Source organism: bacterium, assembly GCA_021158245.1.
Taxonomy (GTDB): Bacteria; Zhuqueibacterota; QNDG01; order QNDG01; family QNDG01; genus QNDG01.
Map to the genome: position 1 here is coordinate 1 of JAGGVB010000181.1, position 21,346 is coordinate 21,346.

A 21,346-nucleotide genomic window follows, 5' to 3' on the forward strand; every position below is an offset into this window, starting at 1 on the left:
TACCCTGAGCCCGCATAATGGACTGAAATACCCATCTTTTTAAACTGCGGAATGTATTTTTCTATCACACTTATTGCGCTGTTTAATGCTTTGGAATTATCACTCTTAAGCTGGAATGTAAGGTTAGCGCTTCTGTATCCGTAATCAACAACCTTCCACAGATTATCAGGATCACCGGACATCTCATACAAAAGCAGATACTGGGCAATTAGATCCTGCGAATCGGGAATTCTGTTGAACTCCTCCTTATCCGCATGCATGACTTTGTTCATTCTCTTAAGATAATCGGTCAGTGCAAAGGAATTCCCTACAACTGCAAGGGAGGAGTCAACATCACTCTGAAGTTTGTCAATAGCTCTTAAGACCTCCGGCTGTTTAAAAGTGTCATTTTCTTTTGATTCAAAAATAACATTAAGGGTTGAAGTCCCTCCGAAATGCTCGTTTATAAATTTATCAGTCTGTACTATATCACTGTTTTCTTCAAATTTGTCGAGAAAACTGGAATTTATCCACACCTTCTGAATACCGATAATTGATACGGCAATGACAATAGCTGTTGCAATAATAGTAATATATTTATACTTTAATAAATTACGGATAAATTGTGAACTGAATTTATTCTGCTGTTTCTCCTTTTCTTTATCTTCTCTGTTTTTATCTTTCCATCCCGGAAGCCCGAACGCCATTATGCCTGCAGGCAGAAGAACAAGAGAAAACACCATTGCCATCATCACTCCGAAAGCAGTGAATATTCCAAAGTATTTGATGGGATAGACCTGTGAAGTTAAAAGCGAGATAAACCCTACGGCAGTGGTAACTGAAGTCATGACAACAGGCTTCCACATCTCATGTATCATATTCATTACCACTTCTTTTTTGCCTGCCCCCGGATTATTCCTCATATAAAGATGCATGTGGCTGAAAATATGTATTCCGTCTGCAACGCCTATGGCTATAAGCATAACCGGTATCATTGTTGATACTGCATAAATCGGTACTTTTAGTAAAGCCATAAGCCCGAAAGTCCATACAGTGGCAAAAAGTACTACAAGTAATGTAAAAAATGTACTCTTAAAACTTCGCAGAACAGCAATCAGCACAAAAATAATTACAAGTATGACAATGGGAACCATCCGCTTCATATCCTTTGGACCGAGATACGCCATTGTACCCTCAACAATAGGCCTGCCTGCCACGTAGAGTTTTTCAGGTCCTTCATATTTTTTTACCAGATTCAAAATTTCATGATAAAATTTCTGGGAAAAAACATCGTCGTTTATCTCTGCAATAATTACAGTAACTGTTTCATCCTTGGAAACAAGCCTTCCGTAAATCATTTCATTACTTCGAACATTGTCTCTGATTTTATTCAGAGCTTCGGGAGATTCGGGGACCTTTTTATAAAAGCTTTTTACGTCCATCCCGTCTTCTGTGCCGATAATATTATCCGCAGTGTAAAGGGAAGTAACATCGTCTTTGTTAATTTCCTTCATTTTTCCCAGAGTTTTTGTAAGATCCTTAACTTTTTTAAGTGTACTGTAATTGAAAACCCCCTCTTTGTTTTCAACAGCTATGATAATACCGTCCCGGATATTAAACTTTTCTTCAGCCTGATTGCTGTACACAAAAGCAGGATGTTTCTGCGGCATGTACTTATCAAGGTCTGTCTCCATTCTGCTCTGCTTTTTCATTACAACAAAAAATGCAATTGAAAATAAAAGAATCAGTACAAGAGCGAGATGCGGTTTTCCAAACAATTTTTTCAGCAGATTTTCCATTTGATTTTCCTTTAATTTATGAATATAATTTTATTCCGGATATTAAAGCAGCCTTGTGGCCTTTTTCGGTTTTGGTACCTTTACAACAAGAACTCTTGCTCTGTTTTCCGTTGGATTGTAAATACAGTGAGGAATATTTGCGGGGCTTTCGATTAGCATATCCGCTTTTACTGTTTCCCGCTCCTCTCCCACCATAATATCAGGAGTTCCCTCTAAGATATAGAAAAATACATCAACAGGAGTGATATGAGGTTTTAACTTCTCCCCTGGTTTTAGAGTAATGTGTACAGCAACTGCATGCTCAGTCTTATAGAGTTCTGACGCTTTGACATTGTGAACATTTTCCATGGGCTGAACCTTTTTTGCATCAGCTATTTTCATAACTGCTCTCCTTGATCATCTCTGATATTGAATTCCAGACAATCCCTCCCTTTTCTTCAAGATTAAATGAGAAATTTGACAGCCTCCACTTTGTAATTAAAAATCTCAGGGACCCTATTATAATTGTTGCCATCTGCTCGGCAGGGATATCATTTCTGATCTTTTTTTGTTCCTGTCCTTCTTTAATCAGTTTAAGTATTTTTTCCTCATTCTCATTCATTATTGAGAACACTTTTTCGGAAAGTCTTTTATCATTCTGAAAAATTTCTTCGGAGAATATTACTGCTGCCTGGGCGCTGTTTTCCGAAAAATACCTGACATGTGCCAAAAATATTTCCGTCAGGGCTGCTAAGGGAAATTTTTTGCCTTCAAGTGCAGAATGCAATTTTTTCGGAACTTTTGAGAAATAATCAAGAATACCAAGAAGAATATCTATCTTGCTTTCAAAATGTCTGTAAATAGCAGGCTCAGATAAACCCATACTTTTTGACAGATTTTTAATTGTAAGGTGCTGAATCCCCATATCCGAAATAATTTTTATAGACTTATCAATTATTTCCGTCTGTCTTTCCGTATAGTTTTCCACCAAGCCCTCAATGTTAGTTAACATTCACTAACATGATAAGAATTTTTTATCGCTTTGTCAAGGTTTTTTTATTTATTGTGAATAAAGGGTACAGATTGTACATAAGGTTAAAATTTGCTATGCCAGCGAATCTTTGATTCTTCCACTAATCCGTCAAAAGCCGGACACAGTTGCACAAATTAGCACGAATTATTTTTATGCTTTTCTATATGAAGCATTTTTAACGTTTTCATACAGCCACGTAACTCGAGTCAGAGTGTAAATATTTTTCAAAATTAGTCAAATTTATTATACAGCTTTTTCTAATATCAAATTTTCAGTTGAAATATTTAAAATATCTTCATTACTATATCGTTCTTTAGCACCTATTATTTCTAAACCTATAATTTTTCCATCCTCATCAAAATCAATATTAATGCCCTCTTCTAATTCTTTTGTTCGGGATACGACTTTTTCTTGAATTCTTATATATAAAGCATCTACTTCCTGATCGTATTCTATCTTCATCTCACTGTCTCCTATTTATTTTTATCTATTACAGTAATTATAATAAGTTTATCATCTTCTTTTTTAAAAGTTACTTTAATCCACTTTTCATTTATCTGCTTGTATGCATTTTCTCTTCCCTTTATAGCATTTTGTACATCTTCCGGATCAAAAATTGTGCTTATAACATCTTCTTCAGAAACTTCCCTCCATTTCATCTGTCTTTTAGCATGCCTGCTAAAATATATCTTTTTCAAAAAGTCCCCCTCTTCTATTATTTCATAGCTACATATTAAACAGAGCAACATTCATTCTTATTAATCAATATCCCCGTTTTACCTCCACCTCTTTTGGAAACACTTCTTTTTTGTTGAACTGGGGCACAATATAAAGCATTTACCAGAGGAGCCAATTCTATAATAAATAGATTATACTTAAAAGTCAAGGTAAAACAATGAAATATAAATTAAGGGGCACAGCGTATCACCATGCCCCTTAATTTTTCAATTAGGCCTCTATCTTTGAGAAAAAATCCTCACAGCAGATAAAATACTGCTGCGCACATTTTACTCATATCTTTTTCAGCTTACAGAATTCACTACCTGCTCAACAAACTGAGGCTCCGGCAATGCACCCTCAAAGCTGTGATCTTCATTCATTACAATCTTCGGTACTCCCATGACTTCATACTTCTGCCCCATTTGCGGGAATTCGGAGACTTCAATTGTATCAGAAGTGATAAATTCATTCTCCATTGCAAGGAAATAACCCATAATCGCAGCTCTCGGGCAATAAGGACACGTTGGCGTAACAAAAATCTGAATGTGCAGAGGTTTGTTAACTTTTTTAATCGCTTCCTTTGCATCATCTGAAAGCCCTGAGCTCCCTTCTGAAACTGCAAGAACCATTTCAAGAAGTGTGGCAAATTCATAGCCTGAAGGTATTCCGTAATAACGGATACCATAATCCTTTTCATTTCTGATTATTAAAGCCGGTATCTTATCAACATTATACTCTTCTTTAGCCTCTTTATCACTTACAAAACTAAGAACTTCCAGTTCAAGCTTATCGGAAAGTTCTGTTACTTCATTAAGCAGAGTCTCAGTTTCCGAACAATATTGACATTCTGCTGCTACCTTCTGTGTAAAAAGTACCATTTTTACCGGATTCTTCATATCTTCCAGCCGTTTTCTTATCTCTACCTTATCTTCATCTCTTAACATTAAATCCTCCTGGGATATATTTATTATTTTAAAAAATTAAACGAACTACTCACTAATTATTAAAATTCACCATACTCTCCGCTACGCCTCTGTTCAAGCACAGGAAAATCTTTTCTATATTTATCGACTTCATCTATATCAATCTCGGCATGAAGAAGCACTTCATCCTTCGCTGCTTCAAGAATAACATCTCCCCGAGGGCCAATTAAAGCTGAAAAACCTAATTCTGTACTATCGGAAAGAGCCGCACTATTGCATCCTGCAACAAAGACAAGATTCTCAATTGCCCTTGCTTTAAGAAGTGTCCTCCAGTGTTCTAACCGCGGTTCAGGCCAGAAACCAGGCACAAATACAATCTTTGCCCCGTCAAGAGTTATGCGTCTGAAAAGCTCAGGGAAACGCAGGTCAAAGCAAGTTGCCATGCCGGCTTTTGCCCACTCAGTACTAAAAACAGAATGCCTTGATCCTGCATAAAAATAGTCATTTTCATGCATTATATTAAAAAGATGCATTTTATGATATTTTTCTTTTAGCACACCATCTTTATTATAATAAAAAGCAGTATTGTATACTCTTCCTTTCTCAACAGAGGGAGATGCTCCGATAATTGCAATTTTATTTTCTTTTGATATACGAGCCACTTCTGAAAATACGCCCTTATTAACAGGAGTAGCTAATCCTGATAATTTTCCCAGATCATAACCAGTAGCCCAGTATTCAGGAAGAATTAAAATATTACTTCCAAGGCCTGAAGCCTCTTTGGCCGCATGTTCCGCTTTGTCTAAATTTTTTTCAAGCACACCCTTTTCGGCCTGCATCTGAAAAATTGATATTTTCATGGTTTACAGAATCCTCTATTCCGGATTTATTTCAATTAACGGAATAATTTCAACACTGTTTTTTAGCATTGCAGATATAGCACAATATTTATTCTGTGAAAGATCCACTGCCTTTGCTACCTTCTCAGGATCAATATCTTTACCGAAAAACTGGTAAGTTAAAGTTATTTTAGTGTAGACTTTCGGGTGCTCCGGAGCTCTTTCTGCATCAATGCGCATTTCAAAATTATCAAGCTCAATATGCATTTTTTTTATAATTGATAATACATCCATACCTGTGCATGTTCCAAGAGCCATCAAAACCATCTCCATTGGACGTGCTGCGCCATCGCTGCCGTCAAGAGTTTCAACAGTATCAGCAACAACCCAATGGTTTGATTCACTTATTGCAGCAAGCGTCAATCCTTCAATACGCTTTATTCTGACTTTCATCTATTTTCTCCGTACATTTTATTGAACTAAAAGGACAAAGCACTTATTGCTATCTGTCCCTGCAGTTCCAATTTGATATTTGCTATTCAATTATTCTACTTTAAATCAAGAAGATATTGGATATCATGCTCAAATTCACTTTTTGGGCGAAGCCCGATATATCTTTTCATTGCTTCACCTTTTTTGCTTATGATAAAAGCAGTGGGTATGGATCGAATCGGGCCGTATGCTTCTCCGACTTGCCTCGTAGCAACCGCAACTGGATAGTTCATTCCATACTCTTTTGCAAAATCTTTAACTTTCTGTTCACCTTCCCTGCCAAAAGCAAGCCCGATAATTACAAGGCCTTTATCCTTATAATCATTATAAAGCTCGATAAAAGCAGGAATTCCTCTGCGGCACGGCGGGCACCAGGTATCCCAGAAATCAATAATCACAACCTTGCCCCTGTAATCTGAAAGCGTAATTGTTTTTCCGTTAATATCTTTTAAGGAAAAATCCGGCGCTAAATTTTGAGCTGATGTCTCTTTCTGCGCTGTTTTTTCTGTCTGCTTAGTTTGTTTTACCTGCGTTGCTGCCTGCTTAGTGTTATTTTTCTGGCCACCATTGCAGTTAATACCTGCAACGCTTAAGAGAATAAGTCCTGCGAAAATAATTGCACTCTTTTTCATAATATCAAACTCCTTAATTTTTACCGCCGTATGCAAAAAGCCCGCCAACTACGGCTCCATATAGAATACTTATATAAGGGTTACTTGTTATAGGGCATGAACCTGAACGGCATCCCACGAATTTATAGTATAAAAAACCTGCAAGGCCGCCTATAATAACACCTATAAGCATATTAAGCATTTTCTTTTTTCTCCATTTTGCCATTAAAGCGCAGCTTCAAGCTTTTTTACAACTACATCTTTCGGAACCGCACCGATAATTTGATCAACCGCTTTTCCGTCCTTAAAAATAATTGTAGTCGGGATACTTATAACTCCGTATTCTCCGGTAATTTCCGGAGCCTCGTCTGTATTCAATTTCCCAATCTTTACGCGGCCGTCATACTCTTCTGCCAATGCTTCCATAATGGGAATCATCAATCTGCATGGGCCGCACCAGGGCGCCCAAAAATCCACAACTACAGGAACATCAGACTCTATTACTTCATTTTGAAAATTACTATCATCTAAGATTATTTCTGCTGCCATAAACCAACCTCCTTTTTACCTTTAAGTTATATCATTGAATCCAACAATTTCAGTACACAATCATTCTTAATCTTGTAACAAACCAGATGGCCCTCCCTGTGTGACTCAACAATCCCGAGATTTCTCAATATTGAAAGATGCTGTGAAACAGTAGGCTGAGCCATACCAAGCTCCTCTTCCATTGACCGGACACAAGGGCTTGTGTCTCTGATCAATTCCAAAAGCTGGAGCCTTGTCGGATTTGCAAGAGCTTTCAGCAATCTTGCACGTTCATTGTAATTTTGATTCTTCTTTTTTTTCTTGTTTACCATATTACTCTTTTGAATCAATTAGCTTTATAGCATGTTCAACAGCCACAGTGCCTTCGCCGACCGCTGCTGTTATCTGTTTAATATTTCCCGCTCTTACGTCACCCGCTGCATAAACCCCCTTCACTGATGTTTCCATATTTTCATCTGTTTTAACATAACCCTGTTCATCCATATCAACTCTGCCTTCAAGAAAATGCGTATTAGGAATATATCCGATAAAAATAAATACTCCATCTACATCATAATCCTTTTTCTCTCCGGTTTTTATATATTCCATTGTCACAGAATCTACACGGTCGCTTCCTTTGATTGCAGTAAGCCTGTGATGCATAATAAACTCAAGTTTAGGTTCTGCCAAAGCCCTGTTAATAAGTATTTTTTCCGCCTTAAGCTCTTCCATTGTCTCGCGCCGCGAAATCAGCTTGACTGATCTTGCAAATTTTGTAATATAGAGAGCTTCCTGCACGCTTGTACTTCCGCCTCCCACTACAAATACATTTTTATCCTTAAAAAATGGCGCATCACAAGTACCGCAGTAAGAAACTCCATGTCCTTTGAATTCTTTTTCTCCGGGGATTTCAAGCATCCTCGGCTCTGTTCCTGTTGTAATTATTACGCTTTTTGCAGAGTACTCCTTGCCCGCCGCTTTTACAATTTTATCCGGGCCCTTAAAATCCACTTCATTTACTTCTCCTGAAAGAACTTTTAAGCCGAATTTCCTTGCCTGTTTCTCCATGTTCTGTACAAGATCAAAACCTGCAACACCATTTTCAAAGCCAGGATAGTTTTCAACCCAATCTGTCTGAGCTACCTGCCCGCCTGGAACGAGTTTTTCTACCATTGTAACATTCAATAGCGCTCTTCCGGCATAAATTCCCGCAGTCAGCCCTGCAGGGCCGCCTCCAAGGATTAAAAGATCAAAATCAGCCATTTTCATTGTTCTCCTTAATATTACAGACATCTAAGTATTCGCATATTCATATATCTGAATATACAAAGTATTCTCATATATAGCAAGTGTTTTTTTATTAACGTGATATTTTATTATAGAATCAATCGGATGCAGGCAAAAATAATCAAGATTTATTTTTTCTGTGCGTCTTTATACCATCAACAGTGTAGATTACAAGTGCACACCATACAAAAACAAATCCCGTTAATCTGTTCAAAGAGAAAGATTCATTATAAATTATAACTCCGACAAGAAATTGTAAAGACGGGGCTATATACTGTAATATTCCTATAGTGGAAAGAGGTATTTTTCTAAGCCCTTCTGTAAAGAGAACCAGAGGTATTGCAGTAGCAGCGCCTGTAAAAATCAGCAGCATCGTCTGAAAACCCGACACATGGCCAAATGCACCGGTACCGTTACTCTCAAAAAAACCGAGAATAACAATAACAGGTAAAAGTAAAATCCCTGTTTCAACAAACAGCCCTTCCATAGAACCGAGAGGCCCTAATTTATGTATAAGCCCGTAAAATCCGAATGTAAATGCAAGGATGATTGAAATCCACGGGAAACTTCCGTAAATAAAAGTCAAATACAAAACCCCGACAAACGCAATACCAATTGCAACCCACTGCGTTAAGCGAAGTTTCTCCTTTAAAATCAATACTCCGAGGAACACACTTATTAAAGGATTAATAAAATACCCCAGGCTTGCTTCAACAATGTAACCGGAATTCACGGCCCAGACATAGGTTGTCCAATTCAATGCAAGCATTAGTGCTGTTCCTGCATATAGAAATACATGAGATACTTTTAATTCAGGCCGTATATCTTTAATTTTATTTTTGTAAAGCAGAGCGGCAAGAAGCAGTAAAAAAGACCAGAGGATTCTGTGGCAGATTATTTCGTACGCTCTTATATTCTGAATAGCTTTCCAGTAAATCGGGAAAAATCCCCACATAAGATATGCTGATACTGCATATAGTTTCCCTCTGTTCTTCATGTTGCAAGTCTCCGGGGCAAAAGATGAAAGAGCTACATGGATCTTTTTAAGATACCTTTGATCCGCTCAATTTCTATGGGTTCATAAAATTTTAGAATAAAAAGCACTGCAGGAAAAATCAATACCAATAATGCCTTAAATATCAAATTGTAAACTGTTGCAAAATTTGCATATCCTGCAGCAGCGAAAAGCAGCAAACCGACAAACAGCATAATAATCAACTTTTTATATTCGTATGAAATATGATAACCCCTGTTTGAAAGTACAAGAGTAACAATATACAGAAGAACAAAGGAGATAATTGTCGCCCATGCAGCTCCGAACATTTTAAATTTGGGAACTAAAATAAAATTAAGCACTATATTCAAAACTGCCGCACACACTGTTACAGTTGCAAGAGCAGATGTCTTTTTCTGCAACAGCAATCCTATATTAACTACCGAACGTGCTCCGCTAAAAATATATGCCAATATTATTAACGGGACAACTCTATAAGCAGGCCAATAATCAGATGAACGTGCAAACAGATGTACAATCTCTCTGCTGAATACAGCCATACCAAGGCCTGCCCACAGGAGGATAAAAACGATATAAGTCATTATCTTGCTGTAAAATCTTTTATCTCCCTTATGTCCGAAAATTTTATATGCGATCGGAAGAACGCTCAAAGAGAACGACTGAATAAAAACCATGTTAAGTACACCTGCAATCTTATATCCCAAATTATAGAGGCCTACTTCCCTGTAATCAACTAAAATTTTAAGTACATATCTGTCACCCATATTCAGGATCATGCCTGCGAGAGAATTTATCACAAGAGGCAGCCCGAACAGCATTGAAGCCTTTACAGGCGCGCTCAAAAATATTGCCTTCATGCTCTTTGCCACTACAGGCAAAAGAATAACAAATAAAACAGCATCTCCAATGACCATTGAGTATAATATCCCGGTGACACCCAATTTTATAAAAGCTACAAAATAGATATTAAAGGATAGAGTTACTGTTAATTTCAGAACGTTGCTGATTACAAAAATTGAAGATCGTTCCTGCGACCGCAGCACGCTTAAAAACAGTGTCGTCAGCATCCTGAGGCCTATTACAATAAAAGCCAGGCGCAAATACAACAGCATCTGCGCATCATGGATAAAACTGCTCAGAAGCACTGTTCCGCCGGTATTAAGCACCAGGCCGACACTCAGAAGCAGCAGCGAAGAAGAAAACAGGAGTTCTTTTCTGTTCTCCTTATACTCTTCAGAATCATAGAAACGCATGTAAGCCTGATTCTGCCCAAGCATAAGAACCTGTGACATAATCAGAATGGTGACTTCTACTATGCCAAGGACGCCATAATCCTTAAGAGTTATATGGGAAGTGTAGAGAGGAAGCAGAACAATGCCAATCAATTTTGCAGCAATATTGCCAAAGCTGTAAATCACCGAGTGTTTCAAAGTTTTCTTCAGGAGCTGCAGCATAATGGTTTCTTTTCTATCCATTAATCAGCACTTAATTTATACCCGTAAGTTAATGCCAGTTCTGTACAGATATCGGCAAGTTCTTTTTTTTGCAAATTACTCCAATCCTTATATTTTGGGAAATCTCCTGTTTTCTGGACATTTACTTTTCTATTCATCTGTTTTTTAATACGAGAATGGGATATATCTGCACCTGCAAAATCAACAAGGCCTAAAATATTGGTTATATTGAAGTTTGAAAAATCAAGAGTGAACACTCTTTCCTGTCCTGTTCTCTTTTTAAAATTCTCAATAAACATATTTGTTTCACGCCACAGCCATGCATTTTTCTGAATCAAAGAATACGACTGCCATTTTTTATAATCATAAGTACCGGGAAAGGGTTCCGGAAATGCAGGAGAACTCATATTATCCGACGTATACCAGCCTCTTCTTATTGCTGATCTTACAAATTCGCCGGGGTGCCGGTACACATGGACAAAAATGGAATCAGGTATCAACTGCGCAATTGCAGGAGCAAAAAAAGTCTGGTAGTGATTGGTTTCAACAAACCGCCTCTTTGTTTTGTAGCAGTATCTTAAATATTTTTCCCTTCCTGCAGTAAAAATTTCCTTCATTGCCTCCAACGCCAATTCTTCAGATATCTCATTTGCATCTCCGGCAAGCGACAGAATCCTGCGGGCAAATTTATTTTGAAAAGCAAGATTCGGCTGAGGCTCATGAACTACTTTGAGGTTTTTATCAAGACTCAAAAGAGCCTGGAACCAATTAGTACCGCACCTGCCTGTTGAAAGGAAAAATACCGGCCTGTTCAATTCTCCGAACGATGTCTCCCGCAAAGTAAAGATTGTCCCCATTCGCCGGGGAATGCCGAATTCAAAAATAAGGGATAAATTTTCAACTGATAAATCCCTTAAGAAAGTAACAGCCCTCCTGCCGAATCCCATCTTTTCTATCTTGTCTGTCATTAACCCCTTCTATTAGCAGAAGAACAATTCCCTCTGCTACATACACTGGAATTGTTCTTCCGCAGAAATCATAACTATATTACAATGTCTAAATAGCTGCTTTGTGCAGAGTTCTTTTTAATCTTTTAATCCTGCTGCGTGCTTTTTTTGCAGTTTCAAGGTCTTTCTCCTTAAAAGCCTTGTCTCTGAGTGCTTTCAGTTTTTTGATATGAGCTTTAACTTCAGCCTTGTTAACTCCTATAACCTCATGATGCTCATGCATATCAATATTTAATGCCTTGCACACTGCTTCAAGCAGATGGTCTTTATTAAGTTGTGTATATCCCTGAACAGCTTCATGATCAAGGTCTTTTGCAATCTCTTCAAGTTCTGCATGAGTCTTTTTTTTCAATTCTCTGTATGTAAAAGCCATTTTAATAGATCTCCTCTACAAATTAGAATGAAACATTTTATTATTTAAGGCCCCTTCTCTCAAGCAGGGCATCTATCTTTGGTTCTGCACCTCTAAATCTCTTATATAAAACCATGGCATCTTCTGTCCCGCCTCTGGACAGCACGTTATCTCTGAATTTCTTTGCTGTTTTCTGATCAAACAGGCCGGCTTCCTTAAATGCTTCAAATGCATCAGCATCAAGTACTTCAGCCCATACATAACTGTAGTAGCCTGCCGAATATCCGCCTGAAAAAATATGGCTGAAATATGTACTTCTGTACCTGACAACTATCTGCGGAATGAGCCCTATTCTGTCCATAGAAGCTTTTTCAAATTCATTTACTCCGATTGTCACAGGTTTTGTTATTGTATGCCAGTCCATGTCAAGATAAGATGCAGCAAGGTATTCGGTTGTAGCAAAGCCCTGATTAAACGTCCCTGTTTTCTTTATCTTTTTTATTAATTTATCAGGAATAACTTTACCGGTCTTGTAGTGTTTTGCATACTCCTTCATTATAGAAGGTTCACGTGCAAAATTTTCCATAAACTGCGACGGCAGTTCAACAAAATCCTGTGCTACTGACGTGCCGGAAAGAGTTCTGTATGTACAGTTTGAAAGAAGGCCGTGAAGTGCATGTCCGAATTCATGGAAAAGCGTCTGTGCATCTTCATAACTTAAGAGAGATGGTGTATCCTTTGTTGGTTTGGCAAAATTGCAGACATTACATATCACAGGCGTTACATTCTTGCTATTAATACGGTACTGTTTTCTGTATGCATCCATCCATGCACCGCCGCGTTTGCTCTTCCTGAAAAAATAATCAGTGTATAAAATCCCAATATGAGATCCGTCTTTGTCTTTTACTTCAAAAACTTTCACATCATCGTTATATACCGGGATGTCATTACGTTCAACAAAACTTATTCCATAGAGATTGTGTGCTACTTTAAAAGCCTCTTTCCTTACATTCTCAAGCTGGAAATAGGGCTTAAGTTTGCTCTCATCAAGATCGTATTTGTCTTTCTTAAGTTTTTCAGCATAATACCACCAATCCCACGGCTGAAGAGTAAAATGGTTTCCGTCTTTGCCTGCCATTTTTTGAAGCATTATCTCCTCTTTTTTGGCCTTGGCAAGAGCAGGTTTCCAGATTTTGTCAAGAAGTTTGTAAACATTAGCCGGATTTTTTGCCATATTCTCTTCAAGAACATAATCAGCATGAGTAGTATATCCAAGAAGGTTCGCCCTCTCTAATCTCAGATCAACTATCTCCTTAACTATTTTTTTATTATCAAGTTCATCGTTATGATCACCCTTGGTTATGTAGCCTTTAAACATCTTCTCTCTGAGATTCCGTTTATCAGAATACTGCAGGAAAGGAATCAAGCTTGGTTTATCAAGTGTGAAAAGCCACTTACCTTCGTATCCTTTCTCTTTTGCTGCATGGGCAGCAGCATCAATTACTGTCTGAGGCAAGCCGGAAAGGTCTTCTTTTTTATCAATTACCAGTTCAAACCTGTTATTCTCCTTAAGAATGTTATTACCGAACTTCAATGAAAGAAGCGATAATTTTTTATTTATTTCACGGAGTCTTGTTTTTTCCTCTTCATTTAAATTCGCTCCGCCCCTGACAAAATTTTTATATGTCTTTTTAAGAAGTGTTCTGTCTTCAGTAGAGAGATTAAGTTTTTCACGTTTTTCATATACTGATTTAATACGTTTAAATAACTTTTTGTTAAGCATTACGTCATCTGAATGTTTTGACAGCAGAGGAGAGACCTCTTCTGCAACTTTCTGCAGCTCATCGCTAGTATTAGCTGCAAGCAGATTATAGAAAATTCCGCCGACTTTTGATAGAAGAATCCCGCTGTTATCAAGGGCTACAATTGTATTTTTAAAAGAAGGCTCTTCTTTATTTTCTGCAATTGTTTCTATCTCTTCATTATGCTGATTAATGGCCTCCTTAAAAGCCGGCATATAATGTTTAACTTTTATTTTCCGGAAAGGAGGAGTTTGAAACGGAGTATTGAACTCCTGTAAAAGCGGGTTGCTGCTGTTTTGGGAACAGCCTGCAATAATCATCAACAGGACAACACCAACTGCTGTAAAAATTGAATATTTCATATCGCATCTCCTGATTTAGATTTAATAATTTTCTGATTAAATTAAATATAACAAAAAGAAGTAAAAAATCAATATTTTTAAATAGCAAATAATTTCATTTATAATATTGCTTGCGCTGTTTCAAACTTTTGTTTTAAAATCTCTATATTAGTAAACAAAGAGGCTGTTCCTGTATTAAAGAACAGCCTCTTTTTGCGTCCCCAAGGGGAGTCGAACCCCTGTTGCAGGAATGAAAATCCTGAGTCCTGGGCCACTAGACGATGGGGACATTTTATTTTCATTTTGGCCCTTTGGGTGAGTAACGGGATTTGAACCCGTGACCTCCAGGGCCACAACCTGGCGCTCTAACCAGCTGAGCTATACCCACCATATCAATGAGAAAAGAATATAAAAAATGATTCTTTTTAAATCAAGCATATTTTTTGTTTTTAATCTTTTTTTAAAGAAAAAGACTAACTACTCTTTCCCCTCCCAATGATCTTTTCACCAAATTTTTCTTTAATTTTATCTACAACTACTGCAGCTTTCTCCCTTTTATCACTTTTCTCAAAGGGCAATTTCTGCTGCACTGAGTCTGCTGAAACAAGCATTGTAATACCTACTCCCAATAAGCGGACTCTTTTCTCCGAAATATCTATTTCATCAAAAAGTATACAGGCCTCTGAATAAATATCATCTATTATACACACAGGATTATTTACAGTACGGTTTCTTACAAATGTAGTAAAATCACTGAATCTTATTTTTAAATACACCGTACGTCCGCAATACCCCTGTTTACGCATGCGGAATGAAACTTTCTCAGATAAAAACAGCAGCTTTTCTTTTAAAAAACCTGTGTCATCAACATCATACTGAAAAGTTATCTCATTACTGACAGACTTTGCCTGAGAAGAATATTCAACAGGCCTGCTGTCAATACCTCTGCTGGTTCGGTAAAGAAACATCCCCTTTGTTTTACCAAAACAGGAACAAATATCCTGTTCAGAAAGACGTACAATATCTTCAACTTTTTTTATTCCGAGACTGTCAAGAATTTCTCTCGTCTTTATACCTACACCCCACAGCCTGCTCACTGGAAGGGGATTAAGAAAATCTTTTATCCCGTTTTGAGAGACAAAAACAAGGCCGTCCGGTTTTTGGATGTCAGAAGCAATTTTAGCAACTAATTTATTAGGCGCAATACCAACAGAAGCTGTAATATTTTGTTCTCTCTTTACTCTCAGTTTAATCTCTTCCGCTGCTTTTATCGGGTCTCCCAAAAGCCTTTTTGTACCTGTCATATCAAGAAATGCCTCATCAATGCTTACAGGCTCAATAATCGGAGAAAAATCTCTGAGAATTGACATAATTTCTCTGCTGACTTCTTTGTATCTTTTCATGCGTACCGGCAAAAAAACAGCATCAGGACATAATCTATAGGCTTTTGATATCGGCATTGCGGAATGGATTCCATACTTTCTCGCTTCGTAAGATGCAGCTGATACAACACCTCTCACCATGCCGTGCCCCGGATCAGCACCTACAACAACCGGTTTTCCCTTAAGCGAAGGGTTATCAGACTGCTCCACAGAGGCAAAAAATGCATCCATGTCTACGTGAAAAATAAGCCGTTCCATTGCTTTTTATCCGCTGTTAACTCTTTCCATTTAAAATAGTCATTAATAATTTTTAAATGGTCGAAAACAATATTATCCGGGAGATCTTCCTTATTTCTGAAAACAGCAGCATCTTTAGCATCATCAGCAGCAGATGGAATTCCTTCTGCTTTGGCCACAAAAACCGTTGAGATTGTATGCTGTCTAGGATCTCTTGAGGGATCGGAATACACACCCAGCACTGCAACCAGCTCAACGTCCAAAGAAGTTTCCTCTTTTGCTTCACGTTTTGCCGCTGTCGGAGCGGATTCTCCGTAATCTACAAAACCGCCGGGTATTGCCCACCCAAACGGAGCGTTCTGTCTGTCAATTAATACTATTCCGCCGTCAGTTTCAATTATAATATCAACCGTTGGTACGGGGTTTTTATAAACAATAATATCAGCCGAACAATGGGGGCATTGTATAACCCTTTTAGTAGACATGCATCAGCTCCTTATTTATGATACTTACTGCCGTGCAGAATTGAATTGGCACGATAAAGCTGTTCAAAAAGTATAAGCGGAACCATATCATGGGGGAAAGTCATAAGCGAAAAAGAAAGTTTATAATCTGCCCTATTTATAACATTTTCTCCAAGCCCTGCAGCGCCTCCGATAACAAATATAGTCTCCCCAATACTTTTTCTCTGTAAATTATTTAATAAATTTGAAAATTCTCCGGAAGATAACATTTTGCCTTTTCTGTCAAGAGCGCACACATAACTATTATCAGGAATTCTTTTAAGTATCTCCTCGCCTTCCCTGTACATCAATGAATCAGGTTTAATATTTGAACCGGATTTTACAGGCTTAAGAAGTATCTGGGATATCTTCATAAAAGGGGTCAATCTTTTAAGATATTCTTGTTCAAGCCGCATGTACTCTTCGGCTCGTTTTCTCCCGATTGAAATGATTTTTACATTCATGAATTAATATAAAGTTCAGGAATCTCTGCTGTCCAGAATTCTGACAATCTCTTGTAGTGTGGCAATTATTTCATGAACAGGCAATTCCCTCTCTTTGGAATAGTCGTAGCTTTTATCAACTTTCTCTACGGCCTCTGTTCCCTGTTTAAGAAGGAATTCAATACGGTCGTCAGTAAGTCCGTTTTTTTTAAAATCTATTATTTTTATTACAAGATTCAGGTCGGAAGGTTTGTATAGCCTTCTTCCTGTTTTACTTTTAATCGGCTTTAGAAAACTGAACTTCTTTTCCCATGACCTCAGCAACTGAGTGTCAATGCCTGCTTTCTCACTAACGTCTCGGGTTGAATAGTAGAGGCGTTTGATTTTAGGGCCATCCATACTGACCTCTTTAATCTTTATCCCCCGGGATTATCGGCCTTAATCTTTTATTGCAGGTTTTAAAAGCGCTGTACCATGCGAGAAAAAATTTATCGCCCTGAGCTTTGCTTCTTCAATCCTGCCTGCAATACCATTCCCGAGTTTTGCCTGCATCATAAACCACGGATCAAACAGATACCAGGCTCTTCTTCCCATAAGAAAAGGATTTTCTTTATCTTTTTTGTGTATCCAGTATGTGCACCCGCCTTTATAACCTGCCTTTACGCATAGATCAATAACCTCAGTATTGTATCTGCCAAAAGGAAACGAAATAAATTTCACTTTATCTCCGGTTTTCCGCTCCAGTTCCTGTTTGGATTCAAATACTTCATTTTCTATCTCTTTACGGTTTATGCGTGTTAAATCAGAATGGTGGATTGTATGGGATCCTATCTCGAAACCCGCCTTTTTCAGGCTGTCAATCTGCGCCCACGAAAGATGTTTAAATCTCAGGCCTCCTAAATTCACGTCCCACTTATTTTCTTTTCCTACAAATCCTGTAATAATAAAAATTGTGCCTGTAAAATTAAACTCTTCAAGGACTGGCGCGGCATAATCTAAAATACTTTCGTAACCATCATCAAAAGTCAGGACAACTGGTTTTTCAGGCATAGAAACAGAATCCGTAAAAACATCATCCAGACTTACAGTCTTATAACCGCAATCAGCAAGATTGGAAACAATTTTTCTGAACTGGCGGGGTGTAACCCTGGTAACTCCCCACTCAAAAGAAGGATCAACTTTATGAAAAGTAATTATCGGTACAGGTTCAGCGTTTTTTTCATTCACCAATTTTCCTGCGATTGTAAACCTCCAGTCCTTTTTCCAGGATCTCCACGGCTCTATCAAGATCATCAGTATTTAACACATAGGCAATACGAGCCTCCTGCCCGCCTTTGCCTGGTGTTGCATAAAAACCCGGCCCTGGTGCAATCATAGTTGTAGAACTATTTGCACGAAAATCCGTAAGAAGCCATTTTGCAAAATCTTCTATGTCATCAACAGGGAACCTTACCATCATGTAAAATGCGCCTTGAGGCTTTTTGCATTCAACTCCGGGAATTTTTGTTAATGCTTCGTAAACAAAATCACGCCTTATTTTATACTCCTCAATCATATCAGCAAAATATTTATCACCTGTTGCGATTACAGCGCTTGCACCTACCTGTTCGAGTGTAGGAGGACATAGTCTTGCCTGCCCGAATTTCATAACAGTATCCATTATCTCTCTGTTTTTGCTTATTATGCATCCTATTCGGGCACCACACGCACTGTACCGTTTTGATATGCTATCCATTAAAACAGCATTTTTTTCAAGCTCGGGAAAAGATAGAATACTCGTATATTCTCCGTCAAATACAAACTCTCTGTATACTTCATCTGACAACACAAAAAGATTGTGTTTGAGTGCAATACTCTCAATTGTTTCCATCTCCTCTTTTCTGAGGACAGTACCTGTCGGATTATTCGGAGTGCATATTAATATGGCTTTTGTTTTCTGTGTTATTTTCTCTTCAATAATTTCCGCATCAGGCAGATGATAACCTGTTTCAGGGTCAGTACTGACAGGTACAAGCTTAACTCCTGCCATTGCAGCGAATCCATTATAATTTGGATAAAACGGCTCAAACACAATGATCTCATCACCCGGCGAAGCAACAGCCATCATGGAAAAAACCACTGCTTCGCTTCCTGCAGTTGTAACCATGAGATCAGGTTCTCTGATGTGGCTGTAGCCGCAGTTATGATAATAATCAAGAAAGCTTTTACGAATTCGAGGAAGTCCGTTGGAAGGCCCGTAAGCAAGTACCTTTTGCGAATATTCCTTAACAGCACTATAGAATTCAGAAGGTGTTAAAATATCAGGCTGTCCGATATTCAGATGAAACACCTTTACATTATCCTCCTCAGCTTTCTCAGAAAAAGGAGTTAATTTACGAATAGGCGACCAGGGTGTAGCCGACCCGCGTTCTGAAACTCTCAGGCTATCCATAATCTACTTTACCTTTCTAAGTAAAATTATATCAGATATCTTATTTCTCTTCTGCCGCAACAGCTTTCATACTGAGATCGAGTTTGCCTTCAGGTGAAATATTCAGAAGTTTAACTTTTATTTCCTGTCCTACTTTCAAGTGATCTTCAACACTGCGTACTCTGTGATCTGCAATTTCGGAAATATGAAGCAAACCCTCTTTTCCCGGAAGTATCTCAACAAATGCACCGAAATTTGTAATTTTCTTTACCTTACCGGTGTAAATCATGCCTCTCTCAGGCTTTTTAACAAGATTTTTTACCATTTCAATTGCAGCATTACATGCTGATTCGTCCTCAGCTGCAATCTGAATTGTTCCATCATCTTCAATATTAAGTTCAGCTCCTGACTTTTCAACAATCTCCCTTATCATCTTTCCACCCGGGCCAATAACAGTTCCGATATCTTTGACATCAATATGCATATTCATAATACGGGGTGCATAGGGAGATGTATTTTCTCTTGGTTTACTTATTGCCTCATTCATAATGTCAAGTATCTTAAGGCGTGCAATCCTTGCTTTTTCAAGAGCTGTTTTCATTATTTCACTTGAAATACCTGCAATCTTGATATCCATCTGGAATGCATTTACACCATTTTTTGTTCCTGCTACTTTAAAATCCATATCGCCGAGATGGTCTTCATCACCAAGGATATCTGTAAGTATTACTGTTTCATCACCTTCTTTTATTAATCCCATGGCAATACCTGCAACAGCATCCTTAACAGGTACCCCTGCGTCCATAAGGGACATTGAACCTGCACAGACAGTTGCCATTGACGATGATCCGTTGGACTCAAGAATATCCGAAACTACTCTCAGAGTATAGGGAAAGACATCTTCGCTTGGTATAACAGGCTTAAGAGCTCTCTCTGCAAGATTTCCATGGCCTATTTCTCTTCTCGATGTACCGCGGAACATCTTGGCCTCACCAACACTGAAAGGAGGGAAATTGTAATGAAGCGTATAACTCTTCCATGAAGCTCCTTCAAGCCGCTCTATCTTCTGCTCATCGGATTTGGTGCCGAGAGTCGTAACTGTAAGGCTTTGAGTTTCACCTCTTGTAAACAGTGCAGATCCGTGTGTTCTCGGCAATACTGATACCTCGCAGGTAATGGGGCGGATATCATCCCATCCTCTGCCGTCAATACGAACTTTCTTATTCACAATCTCATCACGGACAATCTCTTTTTCTATATTCTGTATAACTTCCGAGATAAATACTTCCTTATCAGGATACTCTTCAGCCAGGGCTTCCTGTACTTCATTTCCGATTGCACGCAGAGCAGCCTGTCTTTCCATTTTAGGTTTTATCTTCAGGGCCTGCGGAAGCTTCTCACCGGCAATACTGCGCACTTTTTCAACAAGGCTCTCATCTATTTCCGGCGGATCAGGAACAATTTTTTCCCTGCCTGCCTCTTTGACAAGTTCCTTCTGAATACCAATTATACCTTTAATTGCATCATGCCCAAAGGTCAACGCAGTCAGCATCTCCTCTTCTGAAATTTCGCCTGCTTCACCTTCAACCATTATAATTGAATCTTCAGAACCTGCAAGAACCACATCAATATCACTCTCTTCAAGCTGTGCAAAAGTAGGGTTAATAATCAATTCTCCGCCTATGCGCCCTACTCTCACTCCGGCAACAGGCCCTGCAAAAGGTATGTCTGAAATTGAAAGCGCTGCTGATGCACCGGTTATACCAAGTACATCCGCGTCATTCTCTTTGTCTGATGAGAGTACGGAAATAACAACCTGTACTTCATTATAAAATTCTTTAGGGAAAAGAGGGCGAATCGGGCGGTCAATCAACCGCGCACTTAATATCTCTTTTTCCTGAGGCCTTCCTTCACGTTTAAAAAAGCCGCCCGGGATCTTACCTGCAGCATAGGCCTTCTCACGATATTCAACAGAAAGCGGGAAAAACCCTCTGTAATCAGCTCTCTTTTTTGATGCAACTGCAGTAGCAAGTATTACAGTTCCTCCGTACTGTACTACCACAGCTCCGTCAGCCTGTCTCGCCATACGTCCGGTTTCGAAGGTAAGTTCCCTGCCTCCGTGTTCAATACTTTTTCTTACTATCATTCTTTTCTCCTAACAGCAGTAGATAAAATATTTAACTACTGCTCTATAAACCTGATTTTTCTAT

Annotated in this window: 25 protein-coding genes and 2 tRNA genes; all 27 read right to left on the reverse strand. The window is 38.4% G+C overall.

The window, feature by feature from the left end:
* A partial coding sequence (locus J7K93_10205) for an MMPL family transporter (GenBank protein ID MCD6117378.1) occupies positions 1-1,778 on the reverse strand: 1,778 nt, incomplete at its 3' end.
* A 42-nt stretch (positions 1,779-1,820) separates the two neighbouring features.
* A complete protein-coding gene (locus J7K93_10210) occupies positions 1,821-2,159 on the reverse strand; it encodes a cupin domain-containing protein (protein MCD6117379.1) in 339 nt (112 codons plus the stop codon).
* Positions 2,146-2,745 carry a TetR/AcrR family transcriptional regulator gene (locus tag J7K93_10215; protein MCD6117380.1) on the reverse strand — a complete coding sequence of 200 codons (600 nt, stop codon included), beginning with the start codon at positions 2,743-2,745 and terminating at the stop codon, positions 2,146-2,148. The genes J7K93_10210 and J7K93_10215 overlap by 14 nt, the downstream gene beginning before the upstream one ends.
* 288 nt (positions 2,746-3,033) lie before the next feature.
* The gene (locus tag J7K93_10220) at positions 3,034-3,252 is read right to left on the reverse strand and encodes a DUF2283 domain-containing protein (GenBank protein ID MCD6117381.1); all 219 of its coding nucleotides are present in this window, start codon (positions 3,250-3,252) and stop codon (positions 3,034-3,036) included.
* Positions 3,253-3,263: 11 nt separating this feature from the next.
* Positions 3,264-3,488, reverse strand: a complete 225-nt coding sequence (locus J7K93_10225; GenBank protein MCD6117382.1) for a DUF4258 domain-containing protein — start codon at positions 3,486-3,488, stop codon at positions 3,264-3,266.
* Between the two features lie 324 nt (positions 3,489-3,812).
* Complete coding sequence (locus J7K93_10230) at positions 3,813-4,454, reverse strand: thioredoxin family protein (GenBank protein ID MCD6117383.1); 642 nt, start codon at positions 4,452-4,454, stop codon at positions 3,813-3,815.
* Positions 4,455-4,513: 59 nt separating this feature from the next.
* On the reverse strand, positions 4,514-5,293 hold the full coding sequence (locus tag J7K93_10235; protein MCD6117384.1) for a carbon-nitrogen family hydrolase: 780 nt from the start codon (positions 5,291-5,293) through the stop codon (positions 4,514-4,516).
* Positions 5,294-5,308: 15 nt separating this feature from the next.
* Positions 5,309-5,725, reverse strand: a complete 417-nt coding sequence (locus J7K93_10240) for an OsmC family protein (GenBank protein ID MCD6117385.1) — start codon at positions 5,723-5,725, stop codon at positions 5,309-5,311.
* Positions 5,726-5,820: 95 nt separating this feature from the next.
* Positions 5,821-6,396, reverse strand: coding sequence for a TlpA family protein disulfide reductase (locus J7K93_10245; protein MCD6117386.1), 576 nt, complete (start codon positions 6,394-6,396; stop codon positions 5,821-5,823).
* A 13-nt stretch (positions 6,397-6,409) separates the two neighbouring features.
* Positions 6,410-6,601: a YtxH domain-containing protein gene (locus J7K93_10250; GenBank protein ID MCD6117387.1), complete on the reverse strand. Its 192-nt coding sequence runs from the start codon at positions 6,599-6,601 to the stop codon at positions 6,410-6,412.
* The gene (gene trxA / locus J7K93_10255; GenBank protein MCD6117388.1) at positions 6,601-6,924 is read right to left on the reverse strand and encodes a thioredoxin; all 324 of its coding nucleotides are present in this window, start codon (positions 6,922-6,924) and stop codon (positions 6,601-6,603) included. Before trxA ends, J7K93_10250 begins: the two co-directional genes overlap by 1 nt.
* A 26-nt stretch (positions 6,925-6,950) precedes the next feature.
* Positions 6,951-7,235, reverse strand: a complete 285-nt coding sequence (locus tag J7K93_10260; GenBank protein MCD6117389.1) for a winged helix-turn-helix transcriptional regulator — start codon at positions 7,233-7,235, stop codon at positions 6,951-6,953.
* 1 nt (position 7,236) lies between these two features.
* Complete coding sequence (trxB, locus tag J7K93_10265; protein ID MCD6117390.1) at positions 7,237-8,172, reverse strand: thioredoxin-disulfide reductase; 936 nt, start codon at positions 8,170-8,172, stop codon at positions 7,237-7,239.
* A gap of 139 nt (positions 8,173-8,311) precedes the next feature.
* Complete coding sequence (gene rarD, locus J7K93_10270) at positions 8,312-9,187, reverse strand: EamA family transporter RarD (protein ID MCD6117391.1); 876 nt, start codon at positions 9,185-9,187, stop codon at positions 8,312-8,314.
* Positions 9,188-9,219: 32 nt separating this feature from the next.
* Positions 9,220-10,680: an oligosaccharide flippase family protein gene (locus J7K93_10275; GenBank protein ID MCD6117392.1), complete on the reverse strand. Its 1,461-nt coding sequence runs from the start codon at positions 10,678-10,680 to the stop codon at positions 9,220-9,222.
* Complete coding sequence (locus tag J7K93_10280; GenBank protein MCD6117393.1) at positions 10,680-11,627, reverse strand: sulfotransferase; 948 nt, start codon at positions 11,625-11,627, stop codon at positions 10,680-10,682. Before J7K93_10280 ends, J7K93_10275 begins: the two co-directional genes overlap by 1 nt.
* Before the next feature lie 88 nt (positions 11,628-11,715).
* The gene (locus tag J7K93_10285) at positions 11,716-12,039 is read right to left on the reverse strand and encodes a hypothetical protein (GenBank protein ID MCD6117394.1); all 324 of its coding nucleotides are present in this window, start codon (positions 12,037-12,039) and stop codon (positions 11,716-11,718) included.
* A 40-nt stretch (positions 12,040-12,079) separates the two neighbouring features.
* Entirely contained in the window at positions 12,080-14,182 is a 2,103-nt protein-coding gene (locus J7K93_10290; protein ID MCD6117395.1) for a M3 family metallopeptidase, read from the reverse strand.
* A 195-nt stretch (positions 14,183-14,377) separates the two neighbouring features.
* Positions 14,378-14,450 (reverse strand) — tRNA-Glu (locus J7K93_10295).
* A 25-nt stretch (positions 14,451-14,475) separates the two neighbouring features.
* Positions 14,476-14,549, reverse strand: a tRNA-His gene (locus J7K93_10300).
* Positions 14,550-14,634: 85 nt separating this feature from the next.
* Positions 14,635-15,801, reverse strand: coding sequence for a DNA polymerase IV (locus J7K93_10305; GenBank protein MCD6117396.1), 1,167 nt, complete (start codon positions 15,799-15,801; stop codon positions 14,635-14,637).
* Positions 15,777-16,265, reverse strand: a complete 489-nt coding sequence (locus tag J7K93_10310; protein ID MCD6117397.1) for an NUDIX hydrolase — start codon at positions 16,263-16,265, stop codon at positions 15,777-15,779. Before J7K93_10310 ends, J7K93_10305 begins: the two co-directional genes overlap by 25 nt.
* A gap of 11 nt (positions 16,266-16,276) precedes the next feature.
* Entirely contained in the window at positions 16,277-16,747 is a 471-nt protein-coding gene (locus tag J7K93_10315; GenBank protein ID MCD6117398.1) for a 23S rRNA (pseudouridine(1915)-N(3))-methyltransferase RlmH, read from the reverse strand.
* A gap of 15 nt (positions 16,748-16,762) precedes the next feature.
* On the reverse strand, positions 16,763-17,125 hold the full coding sequence (locus J7K93_10320) for a MerR family transcriptional regulator (protein MCD6117399.1): 363 nt from the start codon (positions 17,123-17,125) through the stop codon (positions 16,763-16,765).
* 39 nt (positions 17,126-17,164) lie between these two features.
* The gene (locus J7K93_10325; GenBank protein MCD6117400.1) at positions 17,165-17,953 is read right to left on the reverse strand and encodes a polysaccharide deacetylase family protein; all 789 of its coding nucleotides are present in this window, start codon (positions 17,951-17,953) and stop codon (positions 17,165-17,167) included.
* Positions 17,946-19,157: a pyridoxal phosphate-dependent aminotransferase gene (locus J7K93_10330; GenBank protein MCD6117401.1), complete on the reverse strand. Its 1,212-nt coding sequence runs from the start codon at positions 19,155-19,157 to the stop codon at positions 17,946-17,948. The genes J7K93_10325 and J7K93_10330 overlap by 8 nt, the downstream gene beginning before the upstream one ends.
* Positions 19,158-19,197: 40 nt before the next feature.
* Entirely contained in the window at positions 19,198-21,282 is a 2,085-nt protein-coding gene (gene pnp, locus J7K93_10335) for a polyribonucleotide nucleotidyltransferase (protein MCD6117402.1), read from the reverse strand.
* Positions 21,283-21,346 lie beyond the last annotated feature (64 nt).

What these genes read in the sequence shown, in the direction of transcription:
- pnp (MCD6117402.1), bottom strand. Translation starts at nt 21,282, where the DNA reads ATGATAGTAAGAAAAAGTATTGAACACGGAGGCAGGGAACTTACCTTC.
- J7K93_10310 (MCD6117397.1), bottom strand. Translation starts at nt 16,265, where the DNA reads ATGTCTACTAAAAGGGTTATACAATGCCCCCATTGTTCGGCTGATATT.
- J7K93_10260 (MCD6117389.1), bottom strand. Translation starts at nt 7,235, where the DNA reads ATGGTAAACAAGAAAAAAAAGAAGAATCAAAATTACAATGAACGTGCA.
- J7K93_10210 (MCD6117379.1), bottom strand. Translation starts at nt 2,159, where the DNA reads ATGAAAATAGCTGATGCAAAAAAGGTTCAGCCCATGGAAAATGTTCAC.
- J7K93_10230 (MCD6117383.1), bottom strand. Translation starts at nt 4,454, where the DNA reads ATGTTAAGAGATGAAGATAAGGTAGAGATAAGAAAACGGCTGGAAGAT.
- J7K93_10240 (MCD6117385.1), bottom strand. Translation starts at nt 5,725, where the DNA reads ATGAAAGTCAGAATAAAGCGTATTGAAGGATTGACGCTTGCTGCAATA.
- J7K93_10305 (MCD6117396.1), bottom strand. Translation starts at nt 15,801, where the DNA reads ATGGAACGGCTTATTTTTCACGTAGACATGGATGCATTTTTTGCCTCT.
- J7K93_10320 (MCD6117399.1), bottom strand. Translation starts at nt 17,125, where the DNA reads ATGGATGGCCCTAAAATCAAACGCCTCTACTATTCAACCCGAGACGTT.
- J7K93_10245 (MCD6117386.1), bottom strand. Translation starts at nt 6,396, where the DNA reads ATGAAAAAGAGTGCAATTATTTTCGCAGGACTTATTCTCTTAAGCGTT.
- J7K93_10285 (MCD6117394.1), bottom strand. Translation starts at nt 12,039, where the DNA reads ATGGCTTTTACATACAGAGAATTGAAAAAAAAGACTCATGCAGAACTT.
- trxB (MCD6117390.1), bottom strand. Translation starts at nt 8,172, where the DNA reads ATGAAAATGGCTGATTTTGATCTTTTAATCCTTGGAGGCGGCCCTGCA.
- trxA (MCD6117388.1), bottom strand. Translation starts at nt 6,924, where the DNA reads ATGGCAGCAGAAATAATCTTAGATGATAGTAATTTTCAAAATGAAGTA.
- J7K93_10290 (MCD6117395.1), bottom strand. Translation starts at nt 14,182, where the DNA reads ATGAAATATTCAATTTTTACAGCAGTTGGTGTTGTCCTGTTGATGATT.
- J7K93_10250 (MCD6117387.1), bottom strand. Translation starts at nt 6,601, where the DNA reads ATGGCAAAATGGAGAAAAAAGAAAATGCTTAATATGCTTATAGGTGTT.
- J7K93_10235 (MCD6117384.1), bottom strand. Translation starts at nt 5,293, where the DNA reads ATGAAAATATCAATTTTTCAGATGCAGGCCGAAAAGGGTGTGCTTGAA.
- J7K93_10280 (MCD6117393.1), bottom strand. Translation starts at nt 11,627, where the DNA reads ATGACAGACAAGATAGAAAAGATGGGATTCGGCAGGAGGGCTGTTACT.
- J7K93_10275 (MCD6117392.1), bottom strand. Translation starts at nt 10,680, where the DNA reads ATGGATAGAAAAGAAACCATTATGCTGCAGCTCCTGAAGAAAACTTTG.
- J7K93_10220 (MCD6117381.1), bottom strand. Translation starts at nt 3,252, where the DNA reads ATGAAGATAGAATACGATCAGGAAGTAGATGCTTTATATATAAGAATT.
- J7K93_10315 (MCD6117398.1), bottom strand. Translation starts at nt 16,747, where the DNA reads ATGAATGTAAAAATCATTTCAATCGGGAGAAAACGAGCCGAAGAGTAC.
- rarD (MCD6117391.1), bottom strand. Translation starts at nt 9,187, where the DNA reads ATGAAGAACAGAGGGAAACTATATGCAGTATCAGCATATCTTATGTGG.
- J7K93_10330 (MCD6117401.1), bottom strand. Translation starts at nt 19,157, where the DNA reads ATGGATAGCCTGAGAGTTTCAGAACGCGGGTCGGCTACACCCTGGTCG.